This window comes from Cellulophaga baltica, from assembly GCF_018861125.1.
GTDB classification, from domain to species: domain Bacteria; phylum Bacteroidota; class Bacteroidia; order Flavobacteriales; family Flavobacteriaceae; genus Cellulophaga; species Cellulophaga baltica_A.
Genome location: NZ_JAHKQN010000020.1, coordinates 82,669 through 108,695, shown reverse-complemented (window position 1 = coordinate 108,695; position 26,027 = coordinate 82,669). Strand labels below are relative to the sequence as shown.

The window sequence follows — 26,027 nt, the reverse complement described above, 5'->3', positions numbered from 1 at the left end:
CTAAAATAACAAGATTATGGAAACTTATTCACATTTAAAAGTACTATTAATTGAAGATGATGGAGTAACTAATTATTTATCAAAAATTGAGCTTAATAGTTGTGGCTTGACAAATATTTCCGTTACGGAAAATGGGCAAGAAGCGATAGAATATTTAAAAAAAGAAGAAACGCCACCCGATATAATTTTATTAGACTTAAATATGCCTATAATGGGTGGAATAGAGTTTCTTCAAAAAAGTTACGAAATGGAATTATGCATACCTTCAAGAATTTTTATTTTAACCTCTTCCATTAGGCCAGAAGACAAAATTAAGATACATGAATTTGATAATGTAAAAGATTATTTAGAAAAACCATTGACATCTTTAAAAGTAGAAAATATTTTAAAAAATTTTTAAATTAATTTTTAGGACTTTTGTTTGCAAGAGAAAGTAAAACAAATCTTCTCAATTTTATTCTTTATCTTAAAGTATTGTTTTTAATAATAATTATTTATCAAATGTGTTCCATATCTCTAACTTTATTTACTCCTAAATTTAATTCTATAATTTGAAGGTTTGAATTTAAATCTTCAGCTTGAGATTGTAATTTAGCTCTTGTGACTTCTGGTAATTTGGCATCACTCAAAACTTTTTGATAATAAGAAATTAAAAGCTGTTCTCTTTCAATAAGCAGTTTATCAACATCAAAACCTTCAATGTTTCTTTCTAAGAGTTGTGATAACATCGGGTTATAAATATGATGTTTATCTTCTAATGTGGTAGGAGCATAATTGTATTTAATAGTTTTTATTTCTTCTAAAATTGCTTTGGAAAATTTTCTTTGGGTGATTAATCTTCTTTCAAAATACTTTTGATGGCGCGGATGCCTATCTGATTGCACCAATGTTGCGAAAACATTTTCAGAATCTATAGTCTCTTGATATAGTTGTTCTAATAATTCAAAATTTTTTATTTCTCTATTTATTTTCATGATATTAGATTTAGTAATTATTAAAATTAATTGTTGTTCATAGAATAAAATATTACTGTAAAATATTTTAAGTCAAAAACTTACATTAAAGTTAGCATTACTCTTCAATAGAAAATAACTCAAATACTATTATTCTTAATCACTATAAAAACCAATACCCTTTGTGAGTTATATATTCTTAAGTCATGATTAATAAGTATGTTTCAATTTAAAATCGTTAAAATATTTTCTTAAATTTTTATTAAAATGCAATTTTGAGTCATTCTCTTTTATATTTTTAGTAATGGATACTTTCAACATTTAATATTTTTTAATCGAATAAAAAGTTTGATGAAAAGAGTTTTTTTTCTATTTTTTTTTATTGTTTGCTACAATTTGAGTGCACAGAAAGCACATTTTCAAACGGCGGGTTTATGGCATCCTGATTTAGATTTTACGACCGATGCTGTTATTATTTATGGTCCGCCAGAAGATTTTAGTAAAAATGCTAATTCATGGAAGCAAAAAGGCTATGAAATACAGTCAATGATGAGTAGTTCTTGGGGGCATAGTGCTTTTTTTAAGTCAATTGGCTTCAATGATTTAAGTAAAAACCCGTATGCTCAGAAAGATGAAAATGGAAATGTAGCTAAACACGGTGAGCACGAGTTTTATATTGTTCCTGATTTAATTTTTACAAATTATTTAAAAGAGAATATTTCTAATATAATTGATAATGGTGCTTCTGCAATTTATTTAGAAGAGCCTGAATATTTTAACTATACGGGTTACTCTAAAGTTTTTAAACAGAATTGGCAACTTAAATATAATACGCTGTGGTTAAATCAATATTCTTCAGCAGATGCGTACTACAATTCAGCACTATTAAAGTCAGATTTTTATTTTAAACACTTAAAAGCTTTAGCTAAGCATATTAAAATATATTCAAACGATAAAGTTAAATGTTACATCCCGACACATTCAATTTTAAACTACTCATTATGGCAAATAATTAGTCCTGAAACTAGTTTTAATACTATTGATGAGGTTGATGGTTACATTGGCCAAGTTTGGACAGGCACAGCAAGAACTCCTATTTATTATAATGGAATTTATAAAGAACGAACATTTGAAAATGCTTATTTAGAATATGCTTCATTAAGGGCAATGGCATATTCAGGTGATAAGAAAATATTTTTTTTAACAGACCCAATTGAAGATGATCCTGAGCATACTTGGGATGATTATAGAGAAAATTATCATAAAACATTTGTAGCTCAGATGCTGTTTTCTGATGTTTCTAATTATGAGGTGTTGCCGTGGCCAGATCGTATTTTTTTTAAAAGCTATTTAGATAGAAATGGTGAGAAAAGTATAATATCAAAAGAGCTTTCAATTTTAATTAATGCGATGCATGATATTGGTAGCTCAGAATATAAGACTAGCCCAATTGGAGTTATGTTATCAAGAACTCTAATGTATCAATCTAATTACAATAGGGAGAGTTATGAAGATAAAAGAAGCTCAAATTTTTATGGGTTGGCATTGCCTTTAGTAAAGCATGGTATAAATCCTAATATTGTTTTTTTAGAAGAGTTCTCGCAATCTATAAAAGATACAAAAGTACTATTGGTCACCTATGAGAATATGAAACCTTTATCAAAAGAATATCACAATAGTATTCTTAAATGGATAAAAAGTGGCGGAGTGCTTTTATTTTTTGGGGAAAATAAAAATGTGTTTAATACTATAAATCAGTGGTGGACAAAGGATGGTTACACTTATCCTGCAAAACATTTATTTGAGGTATTAGGAGTAGAAGAATCTGAAGAATTACAAACTGTAGGTAGAGGAAAGTTTTTATTTGTAAATGAAAACCCCGAAAAATATGTTCTTAACCCAAAAGGTCAAGACTCATTAACTAGTAGGTTAAAAGAAGTGTTTGAGGTAATTGATGAGCCATGGTTAACAAAAAATTACTTTAAAGAAACTAGGGGTGCATATAATGTAATTAGTGTAATGAATGAAAGTGAAACAAATCAACCCTATAATTTAAAAGGGAATTACGTTGACCTTTTTAATGCTTCATTACCTATTTTAAACGAAATAGAAACGAAACCAAATGAGGTTAATTTTTTATATGATTTAGACCATCTTGATTCAGATACAGATTTTAAAATTATTGCGTCATCTTTTCGAGTTTTAGAGACTACAAAATCAAAAAAAAGTTACACTTTAAAAATAAAAGGAGCGACAAGTGCAAAAGGTATCGCTCGTTTTTATTGTAATGAGAAACCAAAAAGAGTATTATTAAACGGGGAAAAAGTTACTATGGAATCAGGACCAAATGCTACATATTTAATAAACTTTACTCAAGTAAAAAATAGCAATACATTAGAAATCATCATTAAATAATTATATTTTGATAAATAACTCAGTACAGTATAAAGTAATTTTAATAGCTATTTGTATTTTGGCTTTTTCGTGCAAAAATGAAGAAACTTCAGATACAGAAAAAGTAAGTAGTAATCAACTTTTAACGGATTATGTAAATCCATTAATGGGTACTGATTCTTCATTTGAATTATCAAACGGAAATACTTACCCAGCAATTGCTACGCCTTGGGGTATGAATTTTTGGTCGCCAATGACTTCTAAAATGGGTGATGGTTGGATGTATAAGTACAGTGACAATAAAATTAGAGGAATTAAACAAACACATCAACCTAGTCCTTGGATAAATGATTATGGTGCTTTTTCTTTAATGGCAGTTACTGGTGAGTTAAAGTTTCAAGAAGATAAACGTGAATCATGGTTTTCTCATAAATCAGAAAATGTAAAACCGTATCATTACGAGGTTTATTTAGCAGAATATGATGTTACTGCAGAAGTTAGCCCTACAGAGAGAGCCGCGCATTTTAAATTTACTTTTCCTGAGGATGAATCGTATATTATTTTAGATGGTTTTAATAAAGGTTCAATGGTTAAAATTATACCTGAAGAGCGAAAAATAATAGGGTACAGTAGAAATAATAATGGAGGTGTGCCTGAAAATTTCCATAATTATTTTGTAGCAGAATTTGATAAGGATTTTGAAGTTAATCATACTTGGGAAGACGGTTGGAAATTAATTGAAGATTCTATAGAAAGCATAGGAGAGCATGTTGGTGCTATCGTTGGTTTCAAAACTAAAAAAGGAGAAGCCGTAAATGTAAAAGTAGCATCTTCATTTATAAGTCTTGAGCAAGCACAAATAAATTTAGATAGAGAGATTGGTCAAGATGATTTTCAAACTACAATGGATAAGGCAAAAAATGCTTGGGAAAAGGAGTTAGGGAGAATTGTTGTTGAAGATGATAATATTGATAACCTTAGAACCTTTTATTCTTGTCTGTATAGAGTTTTATTGTTTCCTAGAAAAATGTATGAGTTTAATGCATCTAATGAAATAGTTCATTATAGTCCGTATAATGGGGAAGTATTACCTGGATATATGTTTACAGATAATGGCTTTTGGGATACTTTTAGAGCGGTTTTTCCATTTTTTAATATGATGTACCCAGAATTAAATGGGAATATTATGGAAGGATTAGTTAATACTTATAAAGAGTCTGGTTGGTTGCCGGAATGGGCAAGTCCAGGGCATCGTGATTGTATGATTGGGTCAAATTCTTCTCCAATTATTGCAGATGCTATTTTGAAAGGTGTTAATGTTGATAATGTTGAGTTATTATTAAAGGCAGTATTACAAAATGCTTCAACTTCTGAAAACAGACCTCTTTCAAACGGAAATGTTATAAAATCCGTTGGTAGAGAAGGGGTAGAATATTACAATAAGTTAGGTTATGTGCCTTATGATGTTGGTATTGATGAAAATGTAGCAAGAACTCTAGAGTATGCTTATGCAGATTTTACTATTGCGCAAATGGCTCATAAAATTGGAGAAGAAGAATTAGCAAATAAATTTTACAAACAATCATTAAACTATAAAAATGTTTTTGATTCTGATACCAAATGGATGCGTGGTAAAAATGAAGACGGAACTTTTCAAAAACCATTTAACCCATTAAAATGGGGGGATGCATTTACCGAGGGTAATAGTGTTCATTATACATGGTCAGTTTTTCATGATATACAAGGTTTAGTAAATTTAATTGGTGGTGATAAAGCTTTTGAAGGTAAATTGGATAGTGTTTTTAATATGCCGCCAGATTTTGATAATTCATACTACGGGTTTACAATACATGAGATAAGAGAAATGCAAATAATGAATATGGGTAACTATGCGCATGGTAATCAGCCAATTCAGCATATGATTTACTTGTATAATTATGTAAACGCATCCCATAAAACACAAGAAAAAATTAGAGAAGTATTATCAAAACTATATTCTTCTAAACCTGATGGTTATTGTGGTGATGAAGACAATGGTCAAACCTCTGCTTGGTACGTATTTAGTGCAATAGGTTTTTACCCAGTAACTCCAGCTGTTAATGAATATGTAATTGGTAGTCCATTATTTAACAAGGTTACATTGCATTTAGAAAATGGTAATAATTTTACTATTTCGGCACCAAATAATTCAAAAGATAACATATATATAAAGTCGGCAACTTTAAATGACGAAGTATATGATAAATCTTTTATCTCTTCTGATAATGTTCAAAAAGGAGGAGTTTTAAACTTCACAATGGATTCTGTTCCTAATAAAAAATGGGCAAATGAGGTAAAATCTCGGCCATATTCTTTTTCTAATTAAATTTAAAAATCACAATTCTATATTCATTTATGGAATTGCGATTTTTTTAATGAACAATCTTTTTTCCAAAAATTAATTTGTAGTTAAAAGAAACTCAATTATAATCACATTTCTTATAAAAAATAATTTTTTGATAAAGTTCTAGGATTTTATTAAAAACGAATATTTTATATTCATTTTGTTATATGCGTAATTAAATATATATAAAATTAAATTTTTATAACTTTTATGTTGGCTTAACGATACTGCTATTTAACTTTTCACTGTAGTTGTTGGTCGAAATTTTTAAATTTATCATAATTTTTTTATAAAATTTATTAATGAAATTGTGGGTTTTTTAACAACGAGGATACAACCCCAGATTATCTCTTAATATTAATTATTAACTTAAAGAATGCTGTATGTGTAAAAAAATGCTAAATTTTTTAGTGATTGTGTTTCTGTTCTCCAGCGGAACAGTATTAGCACAAAAAAAGTCAATTTCAGGTGTCATTAACGACGAGTCTGGTATGCCAGTGCCTGGAGCAAATATTGTCTTAAAGGGAACAAATAATGGTGTAATTACAGATTTCGATGGGAATTATACCATTGAATTTTCAGAGGAAGGGATTTTGGAATATTCAATGTTAGGTTTTGTAAGTCAAAGTATTCCAACTAATGGACAAACTGTAATAAACGTAACCTTAATTGAAGATGTACAAACCTTAAATGAAGTAGTTGTAACTGCTTTAGGTATTAAAAAAGAAAAAAAAGCCTTAGGGTATTCTGTGCAAGAAGTTTCAGGAGATGTTTTAACAAATGGTTCTAACGGTAATGTATCTACTGCTTTGCAAGGTAAAGTTGCAGGTGTTGAAATTACAACCACAGGTGGTGTAGGTGGTAATACGAGAATTGAACTAAGAGGTAATAGTTCTCTTACGGACAATAATGATGTACTGTGGGTTGTTGATGGAGTTCCATTTTCTGCAGGTGATTCAAGTGATGGTGGTTTATTTAATGGAACGTCAAACGGTGGTGGTTTATTAGATATAAACCCTGATGATATAGAATCAATGTCTGTGTTAAAGGGTGGAAGTGCAGCTGCATTATATGGTTCTCGTGGAGCTAATGGTGTTGTAGTTGTTACTACAAAAAGCGGAAAGCAATCTTCAGGTTTAGGTATTTCATACACAGGTAGTGTTATGGTATCTAATGCGGCCTATTTTCTAGATTTACAAGAACAGTATGGACAAGGTAATCAAAGAGTTTACGATGAGAATTCAACAAGTAGTTGGGGGCCAATATTTGATGGATCATTAAAGACTAGTTGGACTGGTGAAGAATTAGCTTATGTAGCTGAGAAAGATCGTCTTAAAAACTTCACAGAAATGGGAGTTAGTAGTAAGCACACCTTTTCATTTACAAATGGTAATGATAAAGGATCTTATAGAGCTACTGTTTCTAAAGAATGGAATGAAGGTATTTTTAAAAATCATGAAGTGGATAAATTAAATTATGATTTTAAATCTTCCTATCAAATCAACGATTGGTTAAATATGGATGCTAAAGCTTCATATATTAAAAATGAAGGTAGTCAGCGTCCTAATCAAGGTTTTTATAGTGCGGTTTCATATTTTAATGCAATGCCAGCAAATATAAGGTTAGTTGATTTAGCTCCTGGGTATGATATTGTAAATAATGAGCATATCGAGAAACTGTATACAACTGCTAATGCAAATTTCAGAAACCCATATTTTATTCAAGAACAAACGGTTAATAGTGATGAGCGTAATCGTTTCTTCGGTAATTTAACAGCAAACATCAGTTTTTCTGAACATTTGAAATTACGTCTAAGATATGGTTTAGATAATTATAGATACGAAACTGTAAGTGGTTATTTATATGCAGATACTGTTAATGATCAGAGGCCAAACTATAATACTTCAGAAAAATTCTTCTCGGAAGAAAATATAGAGGCATTATTAAGTTATAATAATGACTTTGGTGAAGATTTTAGTTTTGGTATGAGTGCCGGAGCGAATAAAATGAACAATAATTCTGATGAGTTGAGTTCTTCGTCAGGAAAATTAATTTCAGAAGATACATTTTTCTTATCAGGAGCTGAAGATGCATCTACAATTTCAACAACTGAAGATTTTTCGGAGAGAGAAATTCAATCTGTTTATGGATTTGTAGATTTATCGTATAAAGATTATTTATTTTTTAACGCAACAGCTAGAAATGACTGGTCTTCTGCATTACCAGCAGACAATAACTCATATTTTTATCCTTCGGCAAGTTTAAGTGCACTTATTTCAGAAATGGTTGAAATGCCAACTTGGATAAGTTATTTAAAATTAAGAGGGTCATGGGCTGAGGTAGGAAAAGATACAGACCCATACAATACTACACAGGTCTATACTTTAGGGCAAGGTAATTATAACTTAACAACCACTTCAGAGCCAAATAACCTTGTAAATAGTGATTTAAAACCAGAGATTTCATCATCTTCAGAAGTGGGTGTAGATCTTAGATTATTTAAAGGTTTATTAGGTTTTGATTTTACTTACTATGATGAGAAAACTAAAAACCAAATTGCAGTTGTTAGTTTAGATCAAAGTTCTGGATATTCAGGTAGGTATGATAACCTGGGTTTAATTACAAATAGAGGTATAGAGTTAATGACTACAATATCTCCAATTAGAAAAGATAAATTTAGAGTAGATCTTAGTTTAAATTTCTCTAAAAATAAAGGTGTAGTAGAAGAATTATCAACTTCAGTTGATGATGATGAATTTTATACATTTCTAACGGATAATGATGGGGTACAAGTTCGAGGAACTGAAGGAGAAAGAATGGGTGATATTTTTGGTTATGCTTATGTTAGAGACGATCAAGGTAGTATTGTTGTAGGTAGTGATGGTTTACCAATAGTAGATGATGAAAGACAAGTTTTAGGGAATATCCAACCAGATTTTAATGGAGGTATAGGTTTGAATGTTACTTATAAAAATTTCTCATTAAATACATTATTTGCAGTTCAGCAAGGTGGAGAAATTTATTCTTTAACAGAAGCTAGCGCCACAGGAAGCGGTAATACGTTGAAGACATTGAGTTTAGGTAGAGAAGCTTTTGTAGTTGATGCTAATTTTGAAGATGGTAGTGCCAATACAGTGCTTGTTGAGCCTGAGGCTTATTGGGAAAAAGTATCTGGCATAACAGAAGAGTTTATTTATGATGCTTCATATATGAAATTGAGTGAAATATCTATAGGGTATAACTTCCCAGTATCTACTTTGGGAAAAAAAGCTCAAAGCATGCTTTCAAGTGCTAGAATATCATTAGTGGGTAGAAACTTATTTTATGTTTATAAGAATACACCAGGAACGGTTCCTGATGCAAGTTCATATAGTACGTCTTATGGAGCAAAAGCATTTGATTTTTCTCCAGTACCAGTATCTAGAGTAGTTGGTTGTTCATTAAACCTTAAATTTTAATAATTGAGAAACATGAAAAAATATATCATATTTATAAAAGTACTGCTACTAACAATTGTAGTTGGCTGTACAGAAGATTTTGAAGAGATAAATACGCCTAGTAATGCAGTCACTGAAGTAGACCCTTCTTGGGTTTTTAATCAAATGCTTCAAAAACCGGTTACTAATTACCAAAGAAATATTAATTTATATCCAGATTTCTATGCGCAATATTGGTCAAATACCGTTTCTAGTTTTGAATCACCAAGATATGAGTATGTTGATGGTTGGATAGGAAATCAGTGGAATGAATTTTATACGGGTTCTTTAGCAGATTATAATGCGCAATTAGATTTTTATGGTGATGATCCTACATATACAAATGCGCTTGCCCAAATGGAAATTTGGATTTGTGCAGAATGGCAACGTATGACAGATACTTATGGTGACATTCCTTATTATGGAGCAGGTGTAGGAGAAACGGTACCCTACAATACTCAAGAGGAAATTTATTATGATTTAATTGATAGATTAACAACTGCGGTAAATACCATAAATGAAGATGATACAACTCAATATGTCTTTCCTGATAATTATGATTTAATATTTAGTGGAGACTTAAGTAAATGGAAGCGTTTTGGAAATTCAATGCGATTGCGCTTAGCAATGAGAATGTCTAATGTAGATGCGGTAAAGGCCCAAACAGAAGCTGTAGCAGCTATTACGGCAGGTGTTATGACTAGTAATGATGATGGAGCGCACATACCATTATGGGCTTCGGGCTGGTACGATTATTTACATCAAATGGCTTATAATTGGGATAATATTAGAATTTCTAAGACTTTTACTGATCACTTATATAATCAGTCTAGTATAGGTGAAGACCCTAGAGCGTCATTTTGGTTAACATATAAAGAGGATAATTATACTTTAGATGATGAAACTGTATTTACAGGTGTTGAAAATGGTTACGATTTAGTTCCTGATAATGCTCTTGCTGGGGCAACGATTAATCTTGATGGTGATTACGTTGGTTTTGTAGGTGATGGAGGAGATACAGCATACTATATGCCGTATATGTTTTATTCTGAGGTAGTATTTTTAACGGCAGAAGCCGCTTTGAGAGGTTGGGCATCAGGTGATGCAAATTCACTTTATTTAGAAGGTGTTCAAGCTTCGATGGATTATGTGGGAGTAGATGCCACAAGTGCTGCTGATTACATAAGTGGTTTGCCAACAATTTCAGGAGCAAGTGAAGAAAGTTTAAAGCAATTAATTACTCAAAAATGGATTGCAAACTTTCCAAATGGTTCAGAGTCTTGGGCAGATTTTAGACGTACTGACTATCCAGATATTACATTGCCTATTGATGGTGTGAGTAGTAGTGCTTCTGTTGCATCAGGAACTTGGGTAAAAAGAATTAGATATCCTGATAATCAACACGATTTAAATAGTGAAAGCATGCCTTCGTCACAAAATACTGTGAGTACTGATAGAATGGATATTAAATTATGGTGGGATACTGCAAATACGAATACTAAAGCTAACGGTTTAATGAATAGTAATTTTTAATATAATTTAAATAAAAATATATTTAGGTTTAACCTCTGTAGATAGAATTGTCTACAGAGGTTTTTCTTTTTTACAAAAAAAGTATAATAAATATTTCAAATTTGAAAAGCTGACTTTGTTTAAGTATTTTAGTATTAATTCAAACAAAAGTAGAATTAAAATTTTTGGAGTATGAGTAAAGATAAAAAACCAGACAATGTTGTTTTTAACTTGAAGTCAGATAAATATGATGCTTCATTAAGGCCATATGGAACTAACTTGAGTGCTCCTAAAATTAAAGTTACAGATACAGTCGCTTGGAAAAATAGAAGTATTAATAGGGTTAATCATAAAGTAAAGACTAAATTTTTAGAATTAAAATTAGCTTACGATAAAATGATACAAGAGTTTGAATACAATCAACTCATTTTTGATTCTAAGTTTTCTTTTGAGCCAATAATAGGGGAGACTTACTATTTGTACAAGAGAGATAATAGTGAAACATTTTTATCATTAATAGAGCCAGAACATTGTAAATTTAATTATTTAGGTAGTTTTTATTTAAATGCAGAACAAATTTGGCAAAAAATATAAGTCAATATATTAGTTATATTAAATACGAAAAGAAAAATGAATAACCATAATATATATATAATCGGTTCTGGTGTTAGTGGGTTAATCGCAGCAAAAGTTTTAGAGGATTATGGATTCAGTCCCAATATTTTAGAGGCTTCCAGTAAAGTTGGAGGTAGAGTTAAGACAGATATTGTATCGGGTTATCAATTAGATAGAGGTTTTCAAGTTTTGCTAACAGCTTATCCTCTTGCTAAAAAGTATTTAAATATTGATGCTTTAAATCTTCAAAAATTTAGCCCTGGGGCAGTTATTTTTAATGAAGGTAAGCAGAATATTCTAGGTGATCCACTTAGGGAAACTTCATTGTTGATTCCCACAATTTTCTCTAGAATTGGTAATTTCTCAGATAAAATTAAAGTTTTGAGATTGAATAAAGCTTTAAAAAGTAAAACGGTAGATGAAATTTTTAAAGAAAAAGAGAAAACGACATTAGCATATTTAATAGATTTTGGTTTCTCTTCACAGATGATAGATTGCTTTTTTAAGCCATTTTTTTCAGGTATATTTTTGGAGTCAAATTTGAATACTTCGAGCAGAATGTTTGAATTTATTTATAAAATGTTCGGCGAGGGTTATGCCGCATTACCTAAATCTGGCATTCAGGCTATACCTAATCAAATAGCAGAAAGTTTGAATAGAACAAATATTCAATTTAATTCAGTTGTCAATTCAGTAAAAGACGGACATATTACTTTAAAAAACGGAAATGAATTAGAAAGTGATTTTACTATTGTTGCAACCAAGGCAAGTTCTTTAATTTCAAATTTGAAAAATCAAGCTATAAAATGGAAATCTTGCGACACGTTGTATTTTGAAACGGAACATAGGGTTGTAGAAAAACCTTTAATTGGTTTAATTCCTAACCCAAAAGCATTGATAAATAATATATTTTATAATACAAGTTTGAAAACAGATTCTTCAGCTACAAAAGAATTGTTATCTGTGACTATAGTTAAAAAACACAATTTAACTGAAGAGGAGTTAATATTTGAAATCAAAAAAGAATTAGATGATTATTGTGGAATTTCTTCTTGTAAGTTTCTAAAACGATATAATATACCCTTTGCACTTCCAGATTTAGACTCAGTTGAATATGATATTGAGCCATCGGAAACGCAATTAACTTCTCGTATATTTCTTGCAGGAGATATGCAATTGAATGGATCATTAAATGCAGCTATGCTCTCGGGTGAAAAAGCTGCTTTAGCTGTAGTTAATGCAATAAATGAGAATTAGCTTACTCTAAAATTTTTCTAAGAAAACGTTATCTATCAATGTTAAATTAGACATTAAAACTTTTAAGAATTTTAAGATGATATAAGCTCATAGGTTTTTAAATTATACATCAACTTTTCCTATAAATCGTTTGTTCAGATTACTGCAAAATTTTCTCATATTACGGTGCTAATTCATATACTATTATTGCTAATTAGAGTACTTTTTTTGCAATAATATTGTTTATGTATTATTTTTTTATCAAAAACATAAATTAAACCCATTAAGATTGTAAATTAGGTAATTCAACTTAATTAAATTAAAACAAATTATGGGTATTATTTCATTTATAGGCTTTACGCTTCTTGTTGCAATTATAGCTTATTTTTCTACACGTAAGACTGATGAAAAATCTTCTGACGGTTATTTTTTAGGAGGTAGAAGTCTAACAGGCCCTGTTATTGCGGGCTCTTTATTACTTACCAATTTGTCTACAGAGCAAATTGTTGGAATGAATGGAGTTTCTTTTTCTGATGGACTTCCAATTATTGCTTATGAAGTTTTAGCAGCCATAGCAATGGTATTTACAGCATTTGTTTTATTGCCTAAGTACTTAAAAAGTGGAATAGCTACCATACCCCAATTCCTTGAAAACAGGTATGGCAAAACAACAAAAACAATTGTTTCATTATTATTTTTAATGGGCTATGCAATATCAATGCTACCTACAGTATTGTACTCAGGAGCATTAGCGATAAATACTATGTTTGATATGCCTGAATCTTTAGGCATGGCTCCTGAAGCTACATTATGGGTTACAGTTTGGGCAATTGGGTTAATAGGGAGTGTTTATGCAATTTTCGGTGGGTTAAGAGCTGTTGCTGTGTCAGATTCTATTAATGCTATTGGTTTGATTATTGGAGGATCTTTAATTCCGATTTTTGGATTGATGTATATTGGTGATGGTAATATTTTTGTTGGCTTAAATACATTAACCACTGAATTGCCAGAAAAGTTTGAAATTATAGGTGGGCCAGAATCTTCGGTTCCATTTTGGACATTATTTACAGGTATGATTATTGTCAACTTTTATTATTGGGGAACAAATCAAGCTATAATACAACGTGCTTTAGGTGCTAAAAATTTAAAAGAAGGTCAAAAAGGTTTATTACTAGCCGCTTTTATAAAAATATTGGGTCCAATTATTGTAGTCTTACCAGGTATAATAGCTTTTTACATATTTAATGGTGATTTGTCCAATGCAGATGAGGCTTATCCAATGCTAGTGAAAAAGATATTGCCTACTGCTTTTATTGGTTTTTTTGCAGCCGTTTTGTTTGGTGCAATATTAAGCTCATTTAATAGTGCATTAAATAGCTCTGTAACCTTGTTTGGTTTAGATTTTTATAAAGAATACATCAATAAAAACGCATCAGAAATTCAAGTTGTTAAAGCAGGTAAAACTTTCGGTATAGTTCTGGCTTTATTTTCTATGGCTATTGCTCCTTTATTATATGGTGTTGAAGGTGGTATTTTTACCTATTTACAAGAACTTAATGGTTCATATAGTGTTCCAATCTTAGCTATCATAATTGTTGGTGTGTTTTCTAAAAAGGTTACAGGTAAAGCTGCTAATATTGCAATTGTATTTAGTGTTATTACTTATTTAATTTCTTTATACGTTATTAAACCAATGTTTGTAGAGTCTGGAATATATTTCCCTCATTTTTTACATATAATGGGAATCATATTTGTTTTAGCATTAGCAATCATGTTTGCATTTAGTGCGGTAAAACCAAGAGAAACAGATTATGTTCAAGTTTATACAGAGCAAGTTGATATTGCAAATTGGAAATATTTGAAACCTGTAGGTTTTATAGTTTGTGGACTAGTATTAACCTTATATATAGCACTTTCTTAATTGACGTAAAAAATGATTTTAAAAAAGACTCTAAGTTATAAGAGTCTTTTTTTATTGTAAAAATTTGACTTCACTTATATTTGTGAAAAAGTATTTAAAATGCAAGATTTTGGTTTTATAGTTGTTGGGCTCGTATTATTAATTTTAGGCGGTAGTTGGTTGCTAAAAGCGGCAGTAGCTTTATCACTTAGGTTAAATATTCCAAAAATTGTTATAGGTATGACGGTGGTTTCTTTTGCTACTTCAGCACCAGAATTAATAGTGAGTATTAAAGCAGCACTTGATGGGTTTCCTGATTTAGCTTTGGGGAATGTAGTAGGTTCAAACATAGCAAACTTAGGCTTAGTGTTGGGTATAACAGTAATATTAGGGGCGATAAATGTGAAAAAGAGTTTTTATACTACAGATTGGCCAGTAATGATGATTGCATCCATAATATTTTTTGTTTTTATATTTTTTGATCATGAAATTCAAAGATATGAAGGTGTATTAATGCTGGTTTTTCTGTGCGCATTTTTAATTTATCTATTAAAATTTCAGAAGCAGGCAGTTGAGGAAGAAATAACTGAGGAAGAAGAAGAATCTTTACCTACTTATAAAACAGTATTATTTTTAATAATTGGTGGTGTAGCTTTATGGGGTGGATCTGAATTATTAATTAGTGGCGCTGTAGGTATGGCAACAAGTTTTGGGGTTACTGAACGTGTTATAGCAATTACGGTAGTTTCAATTGGAACAAGTATTCCTGAGCTAGCGGCGTCAATAATTGCAGTAATTAAAAAAGAGAAAGCAATATCATTAGGAAATCTATTGGGGTCTAATATTTTTAATATTCTTGCAGTGTTAGGAATTACATCAATAATAACACCAATCAAAGCGGTAGATCTTGGTTTACTAAATAATGATATCTTCTGGATGCTAGGTATTTCTTTATTATTATTGCCTCTTGTATTTGTGCCGAAGAAAATGCAACTAGGCAAGTTGGAAGGTGTTATATTGTTAGCAACGTATATCACATTTGTTTACTTTACTATTCAGTAACTAAGCTTAAAAATAGAAATATAAAAAAAGTGCTGTTGAATATTCAACAGCACTTTTTAGTATGTATAAAAATTTAAAATCTATATTAGATCTTTGCAGATTTAACAGTTTTAATAATTCTACCAGCAATTTTGTATGGGTCACCGTTTGAAGCAGGTCTTCTGTCTTCTAACCAACCTTTCCAACCTTTCTCAACAGTAATAATTGGAATACGGATTGAAGCACCTCTATCAGAAACTCCAAAAGAGAAATCAGTAATAGCAGCAGTTTCGTGCTCACCAGTTAAACGTTGATCATTAAACTCACCATATACAGCAATGTGCTCATCAACTACAGGACGGAAAGCTTCACATATTTTTTCATAAGTTTCTTTAGAACCACAAGTTCTTAAAACTTCGTTAGAGAAGTTAGCATGCATACCTGATCCATTCCAATCCATATCTTTTCCTAATGGTTTTGGGTGGTAATCAATATAGTAACCATATTTTTCAGTTAAACGGTCTAGTAAGTATCTAGCAATCCAAATTTCATCACCAGCTTTTTTAGCTCCTTTAGCGAATAATTGGAATTCCCATTGACCAGAAGCAACCTCTTGGTTAATACCTTCAAAGTTTAATCCTGCATCAATACATAAATCAGCATGTTCTTCAACTAATCCTCTACCGTGAGTATTTTTACCGCCAACTGAACAGTAATACATACCTTGTGGGGCAGGGTAACCACCAACAGGGAAACCTAGTGGTAATTGAGTTTTAGTATCCATGATAAAGTATTCTTGCTCAAAACCAAACCAGAAATCATTATCATCATCATCAATAGTAGCTCTACCATTAGAAACGTGAGGAGTACCATCAGCATTCATAACTTCTGTCATTACTAACCATCCGTTAATACGTGCTGGATCTGGGTAAATAGCAACTGGAACTAATAAACAATCAGAAGAACCACCTTCAGCTTGTCTTGTAGAAGAACCGTCAAAAGACCAGTTTCCAAGTTCTTCAAGTGTACCTTTAAAATCTTCATGCTCTTCAACTTTTGTTTTACTACGCATGTTTTGTGTTGGAAAATAACCATCCAACCATATGTATTCTAATTTAATTTTGGCCATAATAAATTTTAATTATTTTTTCTTTTAGATTTTATCAAAAGTAAAAATTTTTAACTTTACTTCTGGTTTTTGAGGGGGTTATTATTAAATTATTCACTATATTTCTGTAAGACCATAATTTTATAGGGGTATTTTGAAATTAATATATTTATATCAGCTTAAAATTATTAAATCGTTAATTTTGCAATCGGTAATAATCGAGAAATAATTATGACTAATATAAGATTCGATGCTATCTCAAAAAGTTATCAGAGAGAGCGTATAACGATAGAGGAAAAAGGGAGACGTTCTGAACTTTTTGCAGTTAATGTATTTAATAAAGAAAGAATGTTGCAATACCTTACTAAAGATGCTTTAGAGAGTGTAGAAAGTGCAATGTTTTCAGGTTCTAAAATTGATAGAAAAATAGCAGATCAAGTTGCTGAATCTATGAAGGCTTGGGCAATAACAATGGGAGCAACACATTATACTCATTGGTTTCAACCTTTAACTGGGGCAACAGCAGAAAAGCATGATGCTTTTTTTGATTTATTACCTGATGGTAGAGCTTTAGAAAAATTTGGTGGTGGACAATTAGTGCAACAAGAACCTGATGCCTCAAGTTTCCCTAGTGGAGGTATTAGAAATACTTTTGAGGCTCGTGGTTATACTGCTTGGGATCCTACTTCACCAGCTTTTATTTATGGTACAACATTATGTATACCCACAATATTTGTGTCTTATACAGGCGAGGCTTTAGATAATAAGGCTCCGCTTTTAAGAGCATTAAATGCTGTTGATGAAGCAGCGACTGCGGTAGCTAAATATTTTGATAAAAATGTATCTAAGGTTAGTGCAACATTAGGTTGGGAACAAGAATATTTTTTGTTAGATAAAGCATTGGCTTTTTCAAGACCTGACATTGTAATGACTGGTCGTACGTTAATTGGGAATAAAGCAGCTAAAGGTCAACAGTTAGATGACCATTATTTTGGAGTGATTCCTGATCGTGTTTTGAGCTTTATGAGTGATCTTGAAAAGGAATGTACTAAATTAGGTATTCCTGTAAAAACAAGACACAATGAGGTTGCGCCTAATCAATTTGAATTAGCGCCAATTTTTGAAGAGGCAAATTTAGCGGTAGATCATAATCTGTTATTGATGGATGTGATGGATAAAATTGCTGATAAACATAGTTTTAAAGTTCTTTTTCATGAAAAGCCATTTGCAGGTATAAATGGTTCAGGTAAACATAATAACTGGTCTTTAGCAACAAATACAGGGGTTAACCTTTTAAGTCCTGGTTCAACACCAATGAAAAACCTTCAGTTTTTAACTTTTTTTATTAATACGATAAAGGCGGTTGATAATTATGAAGAACTAATGCGTTCATCAATAGCTTCAGCAAGTAATGATCATAGGTTGGGCGCAAATGAAGCTCCACCAGCCATATTTTCAATATTTGTAGGTTCTCAATTAAGCAATGTTTTAGATGAATTAGAAGGAGTTTCAAAAGGAAAATTATCACCACAAGAAAAAACCCAGCTTAAACTTAATGTTGTGGGTAAAATACCTGAAATATTATTAGATAATACAGATAGGAATAGAACTTCTCCTTTTGCATTTACAGGTAATAAATTTGAAATGCGTGGTGTTGGTGCAAAAACAAATTGTGCAAAACCAATGACGGTTTTAAATACAATTGTAGCCAAACAATTACAAGACTTTAAAAAAGAAGTTGATGTACTTATAGATAAAAAGAGTCTTAAAAAAGATGAGGCTGTATTTAATGTTTTACGTGAATACATTAAGACTTCAAAAAGAATTCGTTTTGATGGTGATGGTTATAGTAAAGAATGGGAAAATGAAGCTGTACGTAGAAAACTGAGTAATAATAAAAATACACCTAGTGCATTGCAAATAATGACAGCTAAAGAAAGCATCGCTTTGTTTAAGTCTATGAAAGTAATGAGTGAAGTTGAAATAGCGGCTCGAAAAGAAGTTGATTTAGAAACCTACATTTTTCAAATTCAAATAGAAGGTAGAGTGTATAATGAGTTGGTGTATAGCTATATTATTCCAACAGCAATTGATTACCAAAACGAGTTAATTAAAAATGTGATGGGTTTAAAAGATATATATGGTGCTGCTCATAAAAAATTATCAGACGGTCAATTATCAATTATAGAACAAATTGCAGAACATATTGTAGCATTAAAAAAATTAACTGATTTAATGATTGATGCGCGTAGAAGTGCAAATAGTTTAAAAGACGTTAATAAAAAAGCTTTTGCATACTGCGATAATGTAAAACCTTATTTTGATCAAATAAGATCGCATTGCGATAGACTAGAAAGGTTAATGGATGATAGACTTTGGCCATTAACGAAGTATAGAGAACTATTATTCCAAAAATAAAAAACAATAATTTTCATTTAAAAGCACACATTTACGTGTGCTTTTTTAATGATTCTACTATTTTTGTGCAAAATCAAGATTTCAATGAGTTCATCAAATAGTGAAAGGTATAATCAAAGAGGTGTTTCTGCGTCAAAGGAAGATGTGCATAATGCCATTAAGAATATTGACAAAGGATTATTTCCTCAAGCTTTCTGTAAAATAGTGCCAGATTATTTAACGAATGATGATGACTATTGTTTGGTAATGCATGCAGATGGTGCAGGAACAAAATCTTCTTTAGCATACATGTATTGGAAAGAAACAGGAGATGTTTCTGTTTGGAAAGGCATTGCACAAGATGCACTTATTATGAATATTGATGATTTAATATGTGTAGGTGCTACAGATAATATTATGCTTTCTTCTACTATTGGTAGAAATAAAAATAAAATTCCAGGAGAAGTGCTTTCTGCAATTATTAATGGTACAGAGGAATTGATTTCTGATTTAAATGATCACGGAATTACAATTCGTTCAACAGGAGGTGAAACTGCTGATGTTGGTGATTTGGTACGTACTATTATTGTAGATTCTACCGTAACAGCACGTTTAAAAAGAACCGATGTTATTGATAATGCAAAGATTAAAGCTGGTGATGTTATAGTTGGTTTAGAATCATTTGGTCAAGCTACCTATGAAAAAGAGTATAATGGCGGTATGGGAAGTAACGGTTTAACTTCTGCTCGCCATGATGTTTTCTCAAAATATTTAGCAGATAAATACCCCGAAAGTTTTGATGCTGAGGTTCCTGAAGATTTAGTGTATTCTGGTAATATAAAATTGACTGATGCTGTTGAAAACTCACCTATTGATGCAGGTAAATTGGTATTGTCACCAACAAGAACCTATGCGCCAATAGTAAAAAAGGTATTAAGTAAATTTAATTCAGATGATATTCACGGTATGGTACACTGTAGTGGTGGTGCGCAGACCAAAATATTACACTTTGTTGAAGATTTACACATTATAAAAGATAATCTATTTGATGTGCCACCATTGTTCAAGTTAATACAAGAACAATCAAAAACAGATTGGAAAGAAATGTACCAAGTGTTTAATTGTGGTCACCGTTTAGAGTTTTATGTAAATGAAGCTGTGGCTTCAGATATTATAAAAATAGCAACAAGCTTTAACGTAAAAGGCCAAATTATTGGTAGGGTAGAGGATGCATCTACTAAAAAGCTTACAATTAATAGCGAATACGGTACTTTCACATACTAATACTTTTTGTTTATCGTTGTTTCTTTAAATAAGCAACGATTATGAATAGAAAAGCATTTTTAAAAACAATAGGGGCAAGTGCTGCATTTGCAGTAAGTTTCCCTTGTTTACACGGTTGTTCTTCTGATAGTGGAGATAGTACGATTGATGATGAAGTTGAAACACCAACTAATATTGATTTTACTATAGACTTAAATTCAGAAGAAGCTTCAAATTTAGCTGATAACGGTGGTTTTATTCTTAAGAACTTGGTAGTAGTAGCCCGAAATTTAGAAGGGGACTATGTTGCTGCTACGCAAATTTGTAGTCACGAAGCTAATGAAGATGTCCGTTTTGTTACAGACGATGGAGAAGCTTTTTATTATTGCTCAGTTCACGGATCACGATTTGCACAAGATGGTACGCCATTAAATCAAGTTGACGAAAATGAAGCTAAGCCATTGACTATATACAATATAGAATTGTTAGATGGAGATTTATTACATGTTTTTGAATAAGAAACAAATAGGTTTGAAATGCGCTGTACTTTAAAAATGAAAAATATAATCGCAATCATATTTCTTTTTTTAATAAATATTGTAAGCAGTCAAAATTGGCATAAAACTTACAATGATGCAGTTGTTGATGCTAAAGAAAATAATAAGTCTTTAATTCTTGTTTTTTCTGGTTCAGATTGGTGCGCTCCGTGCATTAAATTAGATAGAAAAATATGGCAATCAGAAGAATTTGTTGTTTATGCAGAAAAGCATTATTCGTTATATAAAGCAGATTTTCCAAGAAAAAAAGTAAATCAACTTCCTGAAGATTTATTGGACGTAAACAAAGCTTTAGCAGAAAAATACAATACAAAAGGGTATTACCCATTAGTTGTGGTTTTAAATTCAGAAAATGAATTTTTAGGAGAAACGGGGTATATAAAAGTAATTCCTAAAGACTATATTGCAATCTTAAATGCATTTATAGATTGAAGAAAATTATCCCCCTGATTGTATTTATTTTGTCGTTCACCAGCTATAGCCAACAAAATAAGTATGTTACTGTAATGAAATCCATGAAGTTAATGGGTTCAAGGTTTGATATTACTATTGTTGATACTTCCGAAGAAAAAGCAAATAAACATATTCTAGAAGCTGTTGCTGAAATTAATAGAATTGAAAAAATAATATCTTCTTGGGATTCCGATTCTGAAACTTCAAAAATTAATAAAAATGCAGGGATTAAACCTGTAAAAGTCAGTGCTGAGTTAATAAGTTTGATAGAGAGAGCAATTAAGATTTCTGAAATTTCAGATGGTGCTTTTGATATTACTTACGCATCAATGGATAAAATTTGGAAGTTTGACGGTACTATGAAAAACATTCCTACTGCTTTAGAAATGGAACAATCCGTAAAAAAAGTTGGCTATAAAAATATTGTTTTAGATAAAGAGGCATCTACTGTTTTTTTGAAAAATAAAGGTGTAAAGATTGGCTTTGGTGCTATTGGTAAGGGCTATGCGGCTGATAAAGCAAAAGCTTTGATGAAATCAAAAAATATTTTTGCGGGTATTATAAATGCATCTGGGGACTTATCTGCTTGGGGAAAACAGGCTAGTGGCGAAAAATGGATAGTAGGAATTTCAAATCCTTTAGACAAAGAAAAAGTGTTTTCTTGGTTGCCAATTATGGATTCTTCTGTTGCAACATCAGGTAATTACGAGAAATTTATACTATGTAAAGGAGAGAAATATTCTCATATCATTGATCCAAGAACAGGATACCCTTCAAAAGGAATCAACAGTGTTACTATTTTTTCAAAAAGCGCGGAGTTATGTGATGCTTTAGCAACAGCAGTATTTATAATGGGAAAAGACACTGGTTTGTCGTTTATTAATCAATTAAAAGGCGTTGATGTTATAATTGTAGATTCAAATAATGAAATTCATAAAAGTGAAGGTATTGAATTCACTAAAAATCAGTAATTTTAAGTCAATGAAAAAGTTGTTATATATACTATTATTAGTTGTTAGTAGTACATCATGTGTAGCTGTTAAACAATATGATAAAGTATATTTAAATGATGATGATATGTTACTTTCTGCAAAGAATATAGAACGCTCTGAAACTAATTTTCAAGTGTATCGAGAAGCTTCGGCTGGTGCAAACGGAGGTAAAACAGGTGGCGGTTGCGGTTGTAATTAAAAAATATTAAATAGACAATTCAGAAAAAGATTTCTTTTGAAAAAAATACTTTTTATAATTTTTTTATTAGTTTCATTTTTAGTTGTAGCTCAAGACACTACGTATAAAAAACGTGTTTTAGAAGCTACAGAAATTGATGCATTGTTTAGTTATTACAATCAAGATGGAGAACATGCGGCAGTTACAGGTGGTGAAGGAACAGAGGAATTAGATGACACTACAGCTTCCCTTATAGTCCGTTTACCTATAAATGAAGATGATGTTTTAACCGTTGATGTAGGTGTTTCGGCATATTCATCAGCATCTTCAAGCAATATAAATCCATTAGATGGTGATTTTTCAACAACAGTTTCATCTTATATAGCGTCATCGGGAGCATCTCAATCAGATGTTTTAACTTATGTGAACCCGACATACCAACATAGTTCAGACAATCGAAATAAAATATGGAACGTAAATGCTTATTTTTCTAAAGAATATGATTATTCTTCTATAGGTTTCGGTGGTGGTTATTCTTATTTGTTTAATCAGAAAAACACAGAACTATCAGCAAATATAAAAGTGTATTTAGATAAATGGAATCCGCAATACCCAGTGGAACTAAAAAATGGTTTTTTTGATAGCAGAATAGAAGGAGAAGGTACATATAGTCCGATTTTTGTCGTATTTGATAATGAAAACAGAAACACGTATTCATTGTCTTTAGGTTTTTCGCAAATTTTAAGCAAACGCTTACAAGGGTCTATATCCGTTGATTTTGTTACCCAAAATGGGTTGTTGAGTACACCTTTTCAGAGAGTATATTTTGCCAATGTTGATGATTTTTTTATTGATGATTTTCAGTTAGCAGACAATGTAGAACAGTTGCCAGATTCTCGATTTAAATTGCCAATTGGTGGTCGCTTAAACTATTATTTGAGTGATACTTTTATTATAAAAAGTTATTATCGTTATTACACAGATGATTGGGGGGTTAGTGCACATACAGCAAGTGTTGAAGTGCCTGTTAAATTAGGAAGCTTATTTACACTGTACCCTAATTACAGGTTTTATACACAATCAGCTTCTGATTATTTTTACCCAAAAGAAGTAGCACTCTCTACATCAGATTATTACACTTCGGATTATGATTTGTCGAATTTTAATGCACACCAATATGGATTAGGAATTAGATATAAAGACATATTTACAACTGCTAAATTACTGACCTTTGGTTTAAAAATTATTGATTTTAGGTTCAGTAAATATGACCGAAATGATGGTTTAGATTCCTATATTTTCAGTTTTGGAACTACTTTTGTTCGTTAATGAGTGAAAAATATGCTTTTTTGTGACTTAACCCATCGATAAAAATAGCGCTATGATTACGAGAGTATTTATCGTAAATTTGCACAAAATGTTAGCACGATTATGTTAGATAAATTAAATATAGTAAAACAACGTTTTGATGAGGTATCAGATTTGATTATTCAACCTGATGTGATTGCAGATCAAAAACGTTATGTACAGCTAAATAAAGAATATAAGGATTTAAGTAACCTTGTAAAGAAAAGAGATATATACATTGAGTACACTAACAATATAGAAGAAGCTCAAGAGATTATAACCGATGGTAGTGATGCTGAGATGGTCGAAATGGCCAAAATGCAACTAGATGAAGCTAAATCAGCAATACCAGAACTAGAAGAAGAGATTAAACTACTGCTGATACCAAAAGACCCTGAAGATTCTAAGAATGTGGTTGTTGAGGTGCGTGCAGGAACTGGTGGAGATGAAGCAAGTATTTTTGCAGGAGATTTACACCGTATGTATACTAAGTATTGCGAATCTAAAGGTTGGAAAACCAACGTTATAGATTTAAGTGAAGGTACAAGTGGTGGTTATAAAGAAATTCAATTTGAAGTAACGGGTGAAGATGTTTACGGTACTTTAAAATTTGAAGCAGGTGTACACCGTGTACAGCGTGTACCACAAACAGAAACCCAAGGTCGTGTGCATACAAGTGCAGCAACCGTAATGGTTTTGCCAGAAGCAGAAGATTTTGATGTGCAAATAGATCCTAAAGATGTAAGAATAGATTTTTTCTGTTCTTCAGGTCCTGGTGGTCAATCGGTAAACACAACATATTCTGCGGTGCGTTTAACACACGTTCCAACAGGGTTAGTTGCACAATGTCAAGATCAAAAGTCTCAACATAAAAATAAAGAAAAAGCATTTAGAGTATTGCGTTCTCGTTTATACGATCAAGAGTTAGCGAAAAAGCAAGAAGAAGATGCTGCTAAACGTAGTTCGCAAGTAAGTAGTGGTGACCGTTCAGCTAAAATTAGAACGTATAACTATGCACAAGGTAGGGTTACAGATCATAGAATAGGTTTTACATTATATGATTTGCCAAATATTATGAATGGTGATATTCAAAAAATTATTGATGAATTAATGTTGGTGGAAAATACAGAAAAGCTGAAAGAAGCTTCTGAGATTTTTTAAACTAAAAACTAGCATTAAAACTATATTCGTTTAAAACCAGAGTAATGACCACAGAGCAGTTAGTAGCACAAATTCATAAAAAACAATCTTTTTTATGTGTAGGGTTAGATGTAGACTTAAATAAAATTCCTAAACATTTATTAGAAGAGGAAGATCCTATTTTTGCTTTTAATAAAGCCATTATTGACGCTACGCACGAGCACTGCGTTGCATATAAGCCTAATACCGCTTTTTATGAAGCCTATGGGATAAAAGGGTGGCAAGCATTAGAAAAAACAATTCAATATTTAAATACAAATTATCCAGATTTGTATACCATTGCTGATGCTAAACGTGGTGATATAGGCAATACATCAACAATGTATGCAAAAGCATTTTTTGAGGACCTAGGTTTTGATTCTGTTACTATAGCACCTTATATGGGTAAAGATTCTGTGGAACCTTTTTTAGCTTTTAAAAATAAACATACAATACTATTGGCTCTAACATCAAATCAAGGAGCATTTGATTTTCAAACAAAAGAGGTTGATGGAAAAGAACTTTATAAACAAGTATTGGAGACTTCTAAGACGTATGAGAATGCTGATAACTTAATGTATGTAGTGGGAGCGACAAAGGCTACTTTTTTAGAAGATATAAGAGCAATTGTTCCAAATAGTTTTCTTTTAGTTCCGGGTGTTGGTGCGCAAGGTGGAAGCTTAACTGAAGTATCTAAATATGGTATGACTGATACCGTTGGTTTACTTGTAAATTCTTCAAGAGGAATCATTTATTCCTCAAATGAGGGAAATTTTGCTGAAGCAGCCAAAGCAAGTGCTAAAAAATTACAAGAACAAATGGCAAATGAATTAAAAGCACGATTTTAAACTATAAATCGTTTAATAACTTTTCAAATTTTTCTGCTTTTGATTGAAAAAACTCACCTAATTTAGTGTTTGCATATTTCAAATTACTTGATTTATTAGTGAAATTTTGAAGTAGATTTTCAATGCGCTTTATTGATTGTGCTTCACTGTTAATTGGTTGAACAGCACCTACTTTACAATATTGATTTTTCATGA

General features: G+C 31.3%; 21 protein-coding genes. 18 read left to right on the top strand and 3 right to left on the bottom strand.

Going from position 1 to position 26,027, the window contains the following annotated elements; translation table 11 throughout:
- The first annotated feature begins 16 nt into the window (after positions 1-16).
- Entirely contained in the window at positions 17-400 is a 384-nt protein-coding gene (locus KO500_RS10780) for a response regulator (RefSeq protein WP_215956559.1), read from the top strand.
- 97 nt (positions 401-497) lie between these two features.
- Here the strand turns inward: KO500_RS10780 and KO500_RS10775 are convergent, their stop codons facing one another.
- A complete protein-coding gene (locus tag KO500_RS10775; protein ID WP_215956558.1) occupies positions 498-974 on the bottom strand; it encodes a hypothetical protein in 477 nt (158 codons plus the stop codon).
- 375 nt (positions 975-1,349) lie between these two features.
- On the opposite strand from KO500_RS10775, the gene KO500_RS10770 reads away from it, so the two are divergent.
- From KO500_RS10770 to KO500_RS10735, 8 genes are all read left to right on the top strand, one after another.
- The gene (locus tag KO500_RS10770; RefSeq protein WP_215956557.1) at positions 1,350-3,368 is read left to right on the top strand and encodes a hypothetical protein; all 2,019 of its coding nucleotides are present in this window, start codon (positions 1,350-1,352) and stop codon (positions 3,366-3,368) included.
- 7 nt (positions 3,369-3,375) lie between these two features.
- Positions 3,376-5,712, top strand: coding sequence for a GH92 family glycosyl hydrolase (locus KO500_RS10765; protein WP_215956556.1), 2,337 nt, complete (start codon positions 3,376-3,378; stop codon positions 5,710-5,712).
- A 434-nt stretch (positions 5,713-6,146) separates the two neighbouring features.
- Positions 6,147-9,188 carry a SusC/RagA family TonB-linked outer membrane protein gene (locus tag KO500_RS10760; protein ID WP_215956555.1) on the top strand — a complete coding sequence of 1,014 codons (3,042 nt, stop codon included), beginning with the start codon at positions 6,147-6,149 and terminating at the stop codon, positions 9,186-9,188.
- Between the two features lie 12 nt (positions 9,189-9,200).
- Positions 9,201-10,739 carry a SusD/RagB family nutrient-binding outer membrane lipoprotein gene (locus KO500_RS10755; protein WP_215956554.1) on the top strand — a complete coding sequence of 513 codons (1,539 nt, stop codon included), beginning with the start codon at positions 9,201-9,203 and terminating at the stop codon, positions 10,737-10,739.
- 171 nt (positions 10,740-10,910) lie between these two features.
- Positions 10,911-11,312, top strand: a complete 402-nt coding sequence (locus tag KO500_RS10750; RefSeq protein WP_215956553.1) for a DUF2452 domain-containing protein — start codon at positions 10,911-10,913, stop codon at positions 11,310-11,312.
- A 36-nt stretch (positions 11,313-11,348) separates the two neighbouring features.
- The gene (locus tag KO500_RS10745) at positions 11,349-12,590 is read left to right on the top strand and encodes an NAD(P)/FAD-dependent oxidoreductase (RefSeq protein WP_215956552.1); all 1,242 of its coding nucleotides are present in this window, start codon (positions 11,349-11,351) and stop codon (positions 12,588-12,590) included.
- 310 nt (positions 12,591-12,900) lie between these two features.
- A complete protein-coding gene (locus KO500_RS10740; RefSeq protein WP_215956551.1) occupies positions 12,901-14,490 on the top strand; it encodes a solute:sodium symporter family transporter in 1,590 nt (529 codons plus the stop codon).
- 99 nt (positions 14,491-14,589) lie between these two features.
- Entirely contained in the window at positions 14,590-15,531 is a 942-nt protein-coding gene (locus KO500_RS10735; RefSeq protein ID WP_215956550.1) for a calcium/sodium antiporter, read from the top strand.
- 85 nt (positions 15,532-15,616) lie between these two features.
- Here KO500_RS10735 and KO500_RS10730 read toward each other — a convergent pair whose 3' ends face one another.
- Positions 15,617-16,639 carry a glutamine synthetase beta-grasp domain-containing protein gene (locus KO500_RS10730; protein WP_215956549.1) on the bottom strand — a complete coding sequence of 341 codons (1,023 nt, stop codon included), beginning with the start codon at positions 16,637-16,639 and terminating at the stop codon, positions 15,617-15,619.
- A gap of 210 nt (positions 16,640-16,849) precedes the next feature.
- On the opposite strand from KO500_RS10730, the gene KO500_RS10725 reads away from it, so the two are divergent.
- The 9 genes from KO500_RS10725 (at position 16,850) to pyrF (ending at position 25,832) form a co-directional block, all read left to right on the top strand.
- Positions 16,850-19,036 carry a glutamine synthetase III family protein gene (locus KO500_RS10725; RefSeq protein ID WP_215956548.1) on the top strand — a complete coding sequence of 729 codons (2,187 nt, stop codon included), beginning with the start codon at positions 16,850-16,852 and terminating at the stop codon, positions 19,034-19,036.
- Positions 19,037-19,120: 84 nt separating this feature from the next.
- Complete coding sequence (locus KO500_RS10720) at positions 19,121-20,299, top strand: AIR synthase related protein (protein WP_215956547.1); 1,179 nt, start codon at positions 19,121-19,123, stop codon at positions 20,297-20,299.
- 41 nt (positions 20,300-20,340) lie between these two features.
- Positions 20,341-20,796, top strand: coding sequence for a ubiquinol-cytochrome c reductase iron-sulfur subunit (locus KO500_RS10715; protein WP_215956546.1), 456 nt, complete (start codon positions 20,341-20,343; stop codon positions 20,794-20,796).
- Positions 20,797-20,832: 36 nt separating this feature from the next.
- Positions 20,833-21,267, top strand: coding sequence for a thioredoxin family protein (locus KO500_RS10710; RefSeq protein ID WP_215956545.1), 435 nt, complete (start codon positions 20,833-20,835; stop codon positions 21,265-21,267).
- A 74-nt stretch (positions 21,268-21,341) separates the two neighbouring features.
- Positions 21,342-22,259, top strand: a complete 918-nt coding sequence (locus tag KO500_RS10705; RefSeq protein ID WP_215956544.1) for an FAD:protein FMN transferase — start codon at positions 21,342-21,344, stop codon at positions 22,257-22,259.
- 10 nt (positions 22,260-22,269) lie between these two features.
- Positions 22,270-22,479 (top strand): DUF4266 domain-containing protein, encoded by a 210-nt coding sequence (locus KO500_RS10700; RefSeq protein ID WP_215956543.1) that lies wholly within the window; start codon positions 22,270-22,272, stop codon positions 22,477-22,479.
- A gap of 36 nt (positions 22,480-22,515) precedes the next feature.
- Positions 22,516-23,787, top strand: coding sequence for a DUF3570 domain-containing protein (locus KO500_RS10695; RefSeq protein ID WP_215956542.1), 1,272 nt, complete (start codon positions 22,516-22,518; stop codon positions 23,785-23,787).
- A 102-nt stretch (positions 23,788-23,889) separates the two neighbouring features.
- On the top strand, positions 23,890-24,966 hold the full coding sequence (gene prfA, locus KO500_RS10690) for a peptide chain release factor 1 (RefSeq protein ID WP_215956541.1): 1,077 nt from the start codon (positions 23,890-23,892) through the stop codon (positions 24,964-24,966).
- 44 nt (positions 24,967-25,010) lie between these two features.
- Positions 25,011-25,832, top strand: coding sequence for an orotidine-5'-phosphate decarboxylase (gene pyrF, locus KO500_RS10685; RefSeq protein WP_215956540.1), 822 nt, complete (start codon positions 25,011-25,013; stop codon positions 25,830-25,832).
- A 1-nt stretch (position 25,833) separates the two neighbouring features.
- On the opposite strand, the gene KO500_RS10680 is transcribed toward pyrF, so the two are convergent.
- The gene (locus tag KO500_RS10680) at positions 25,834-26,025 is read right to left on the bottom strand and encodes a hypothetical protein (RefSeq protein WP_215956539.1); all 192 of its coding nucleotides are present in this window, start codon (positions 26,023-26,025) and stop codon (positions 25,834-25,836) included.
- Between the last annotated feature and the right edge of the window lie 2 nt (positions 26,026-26,027).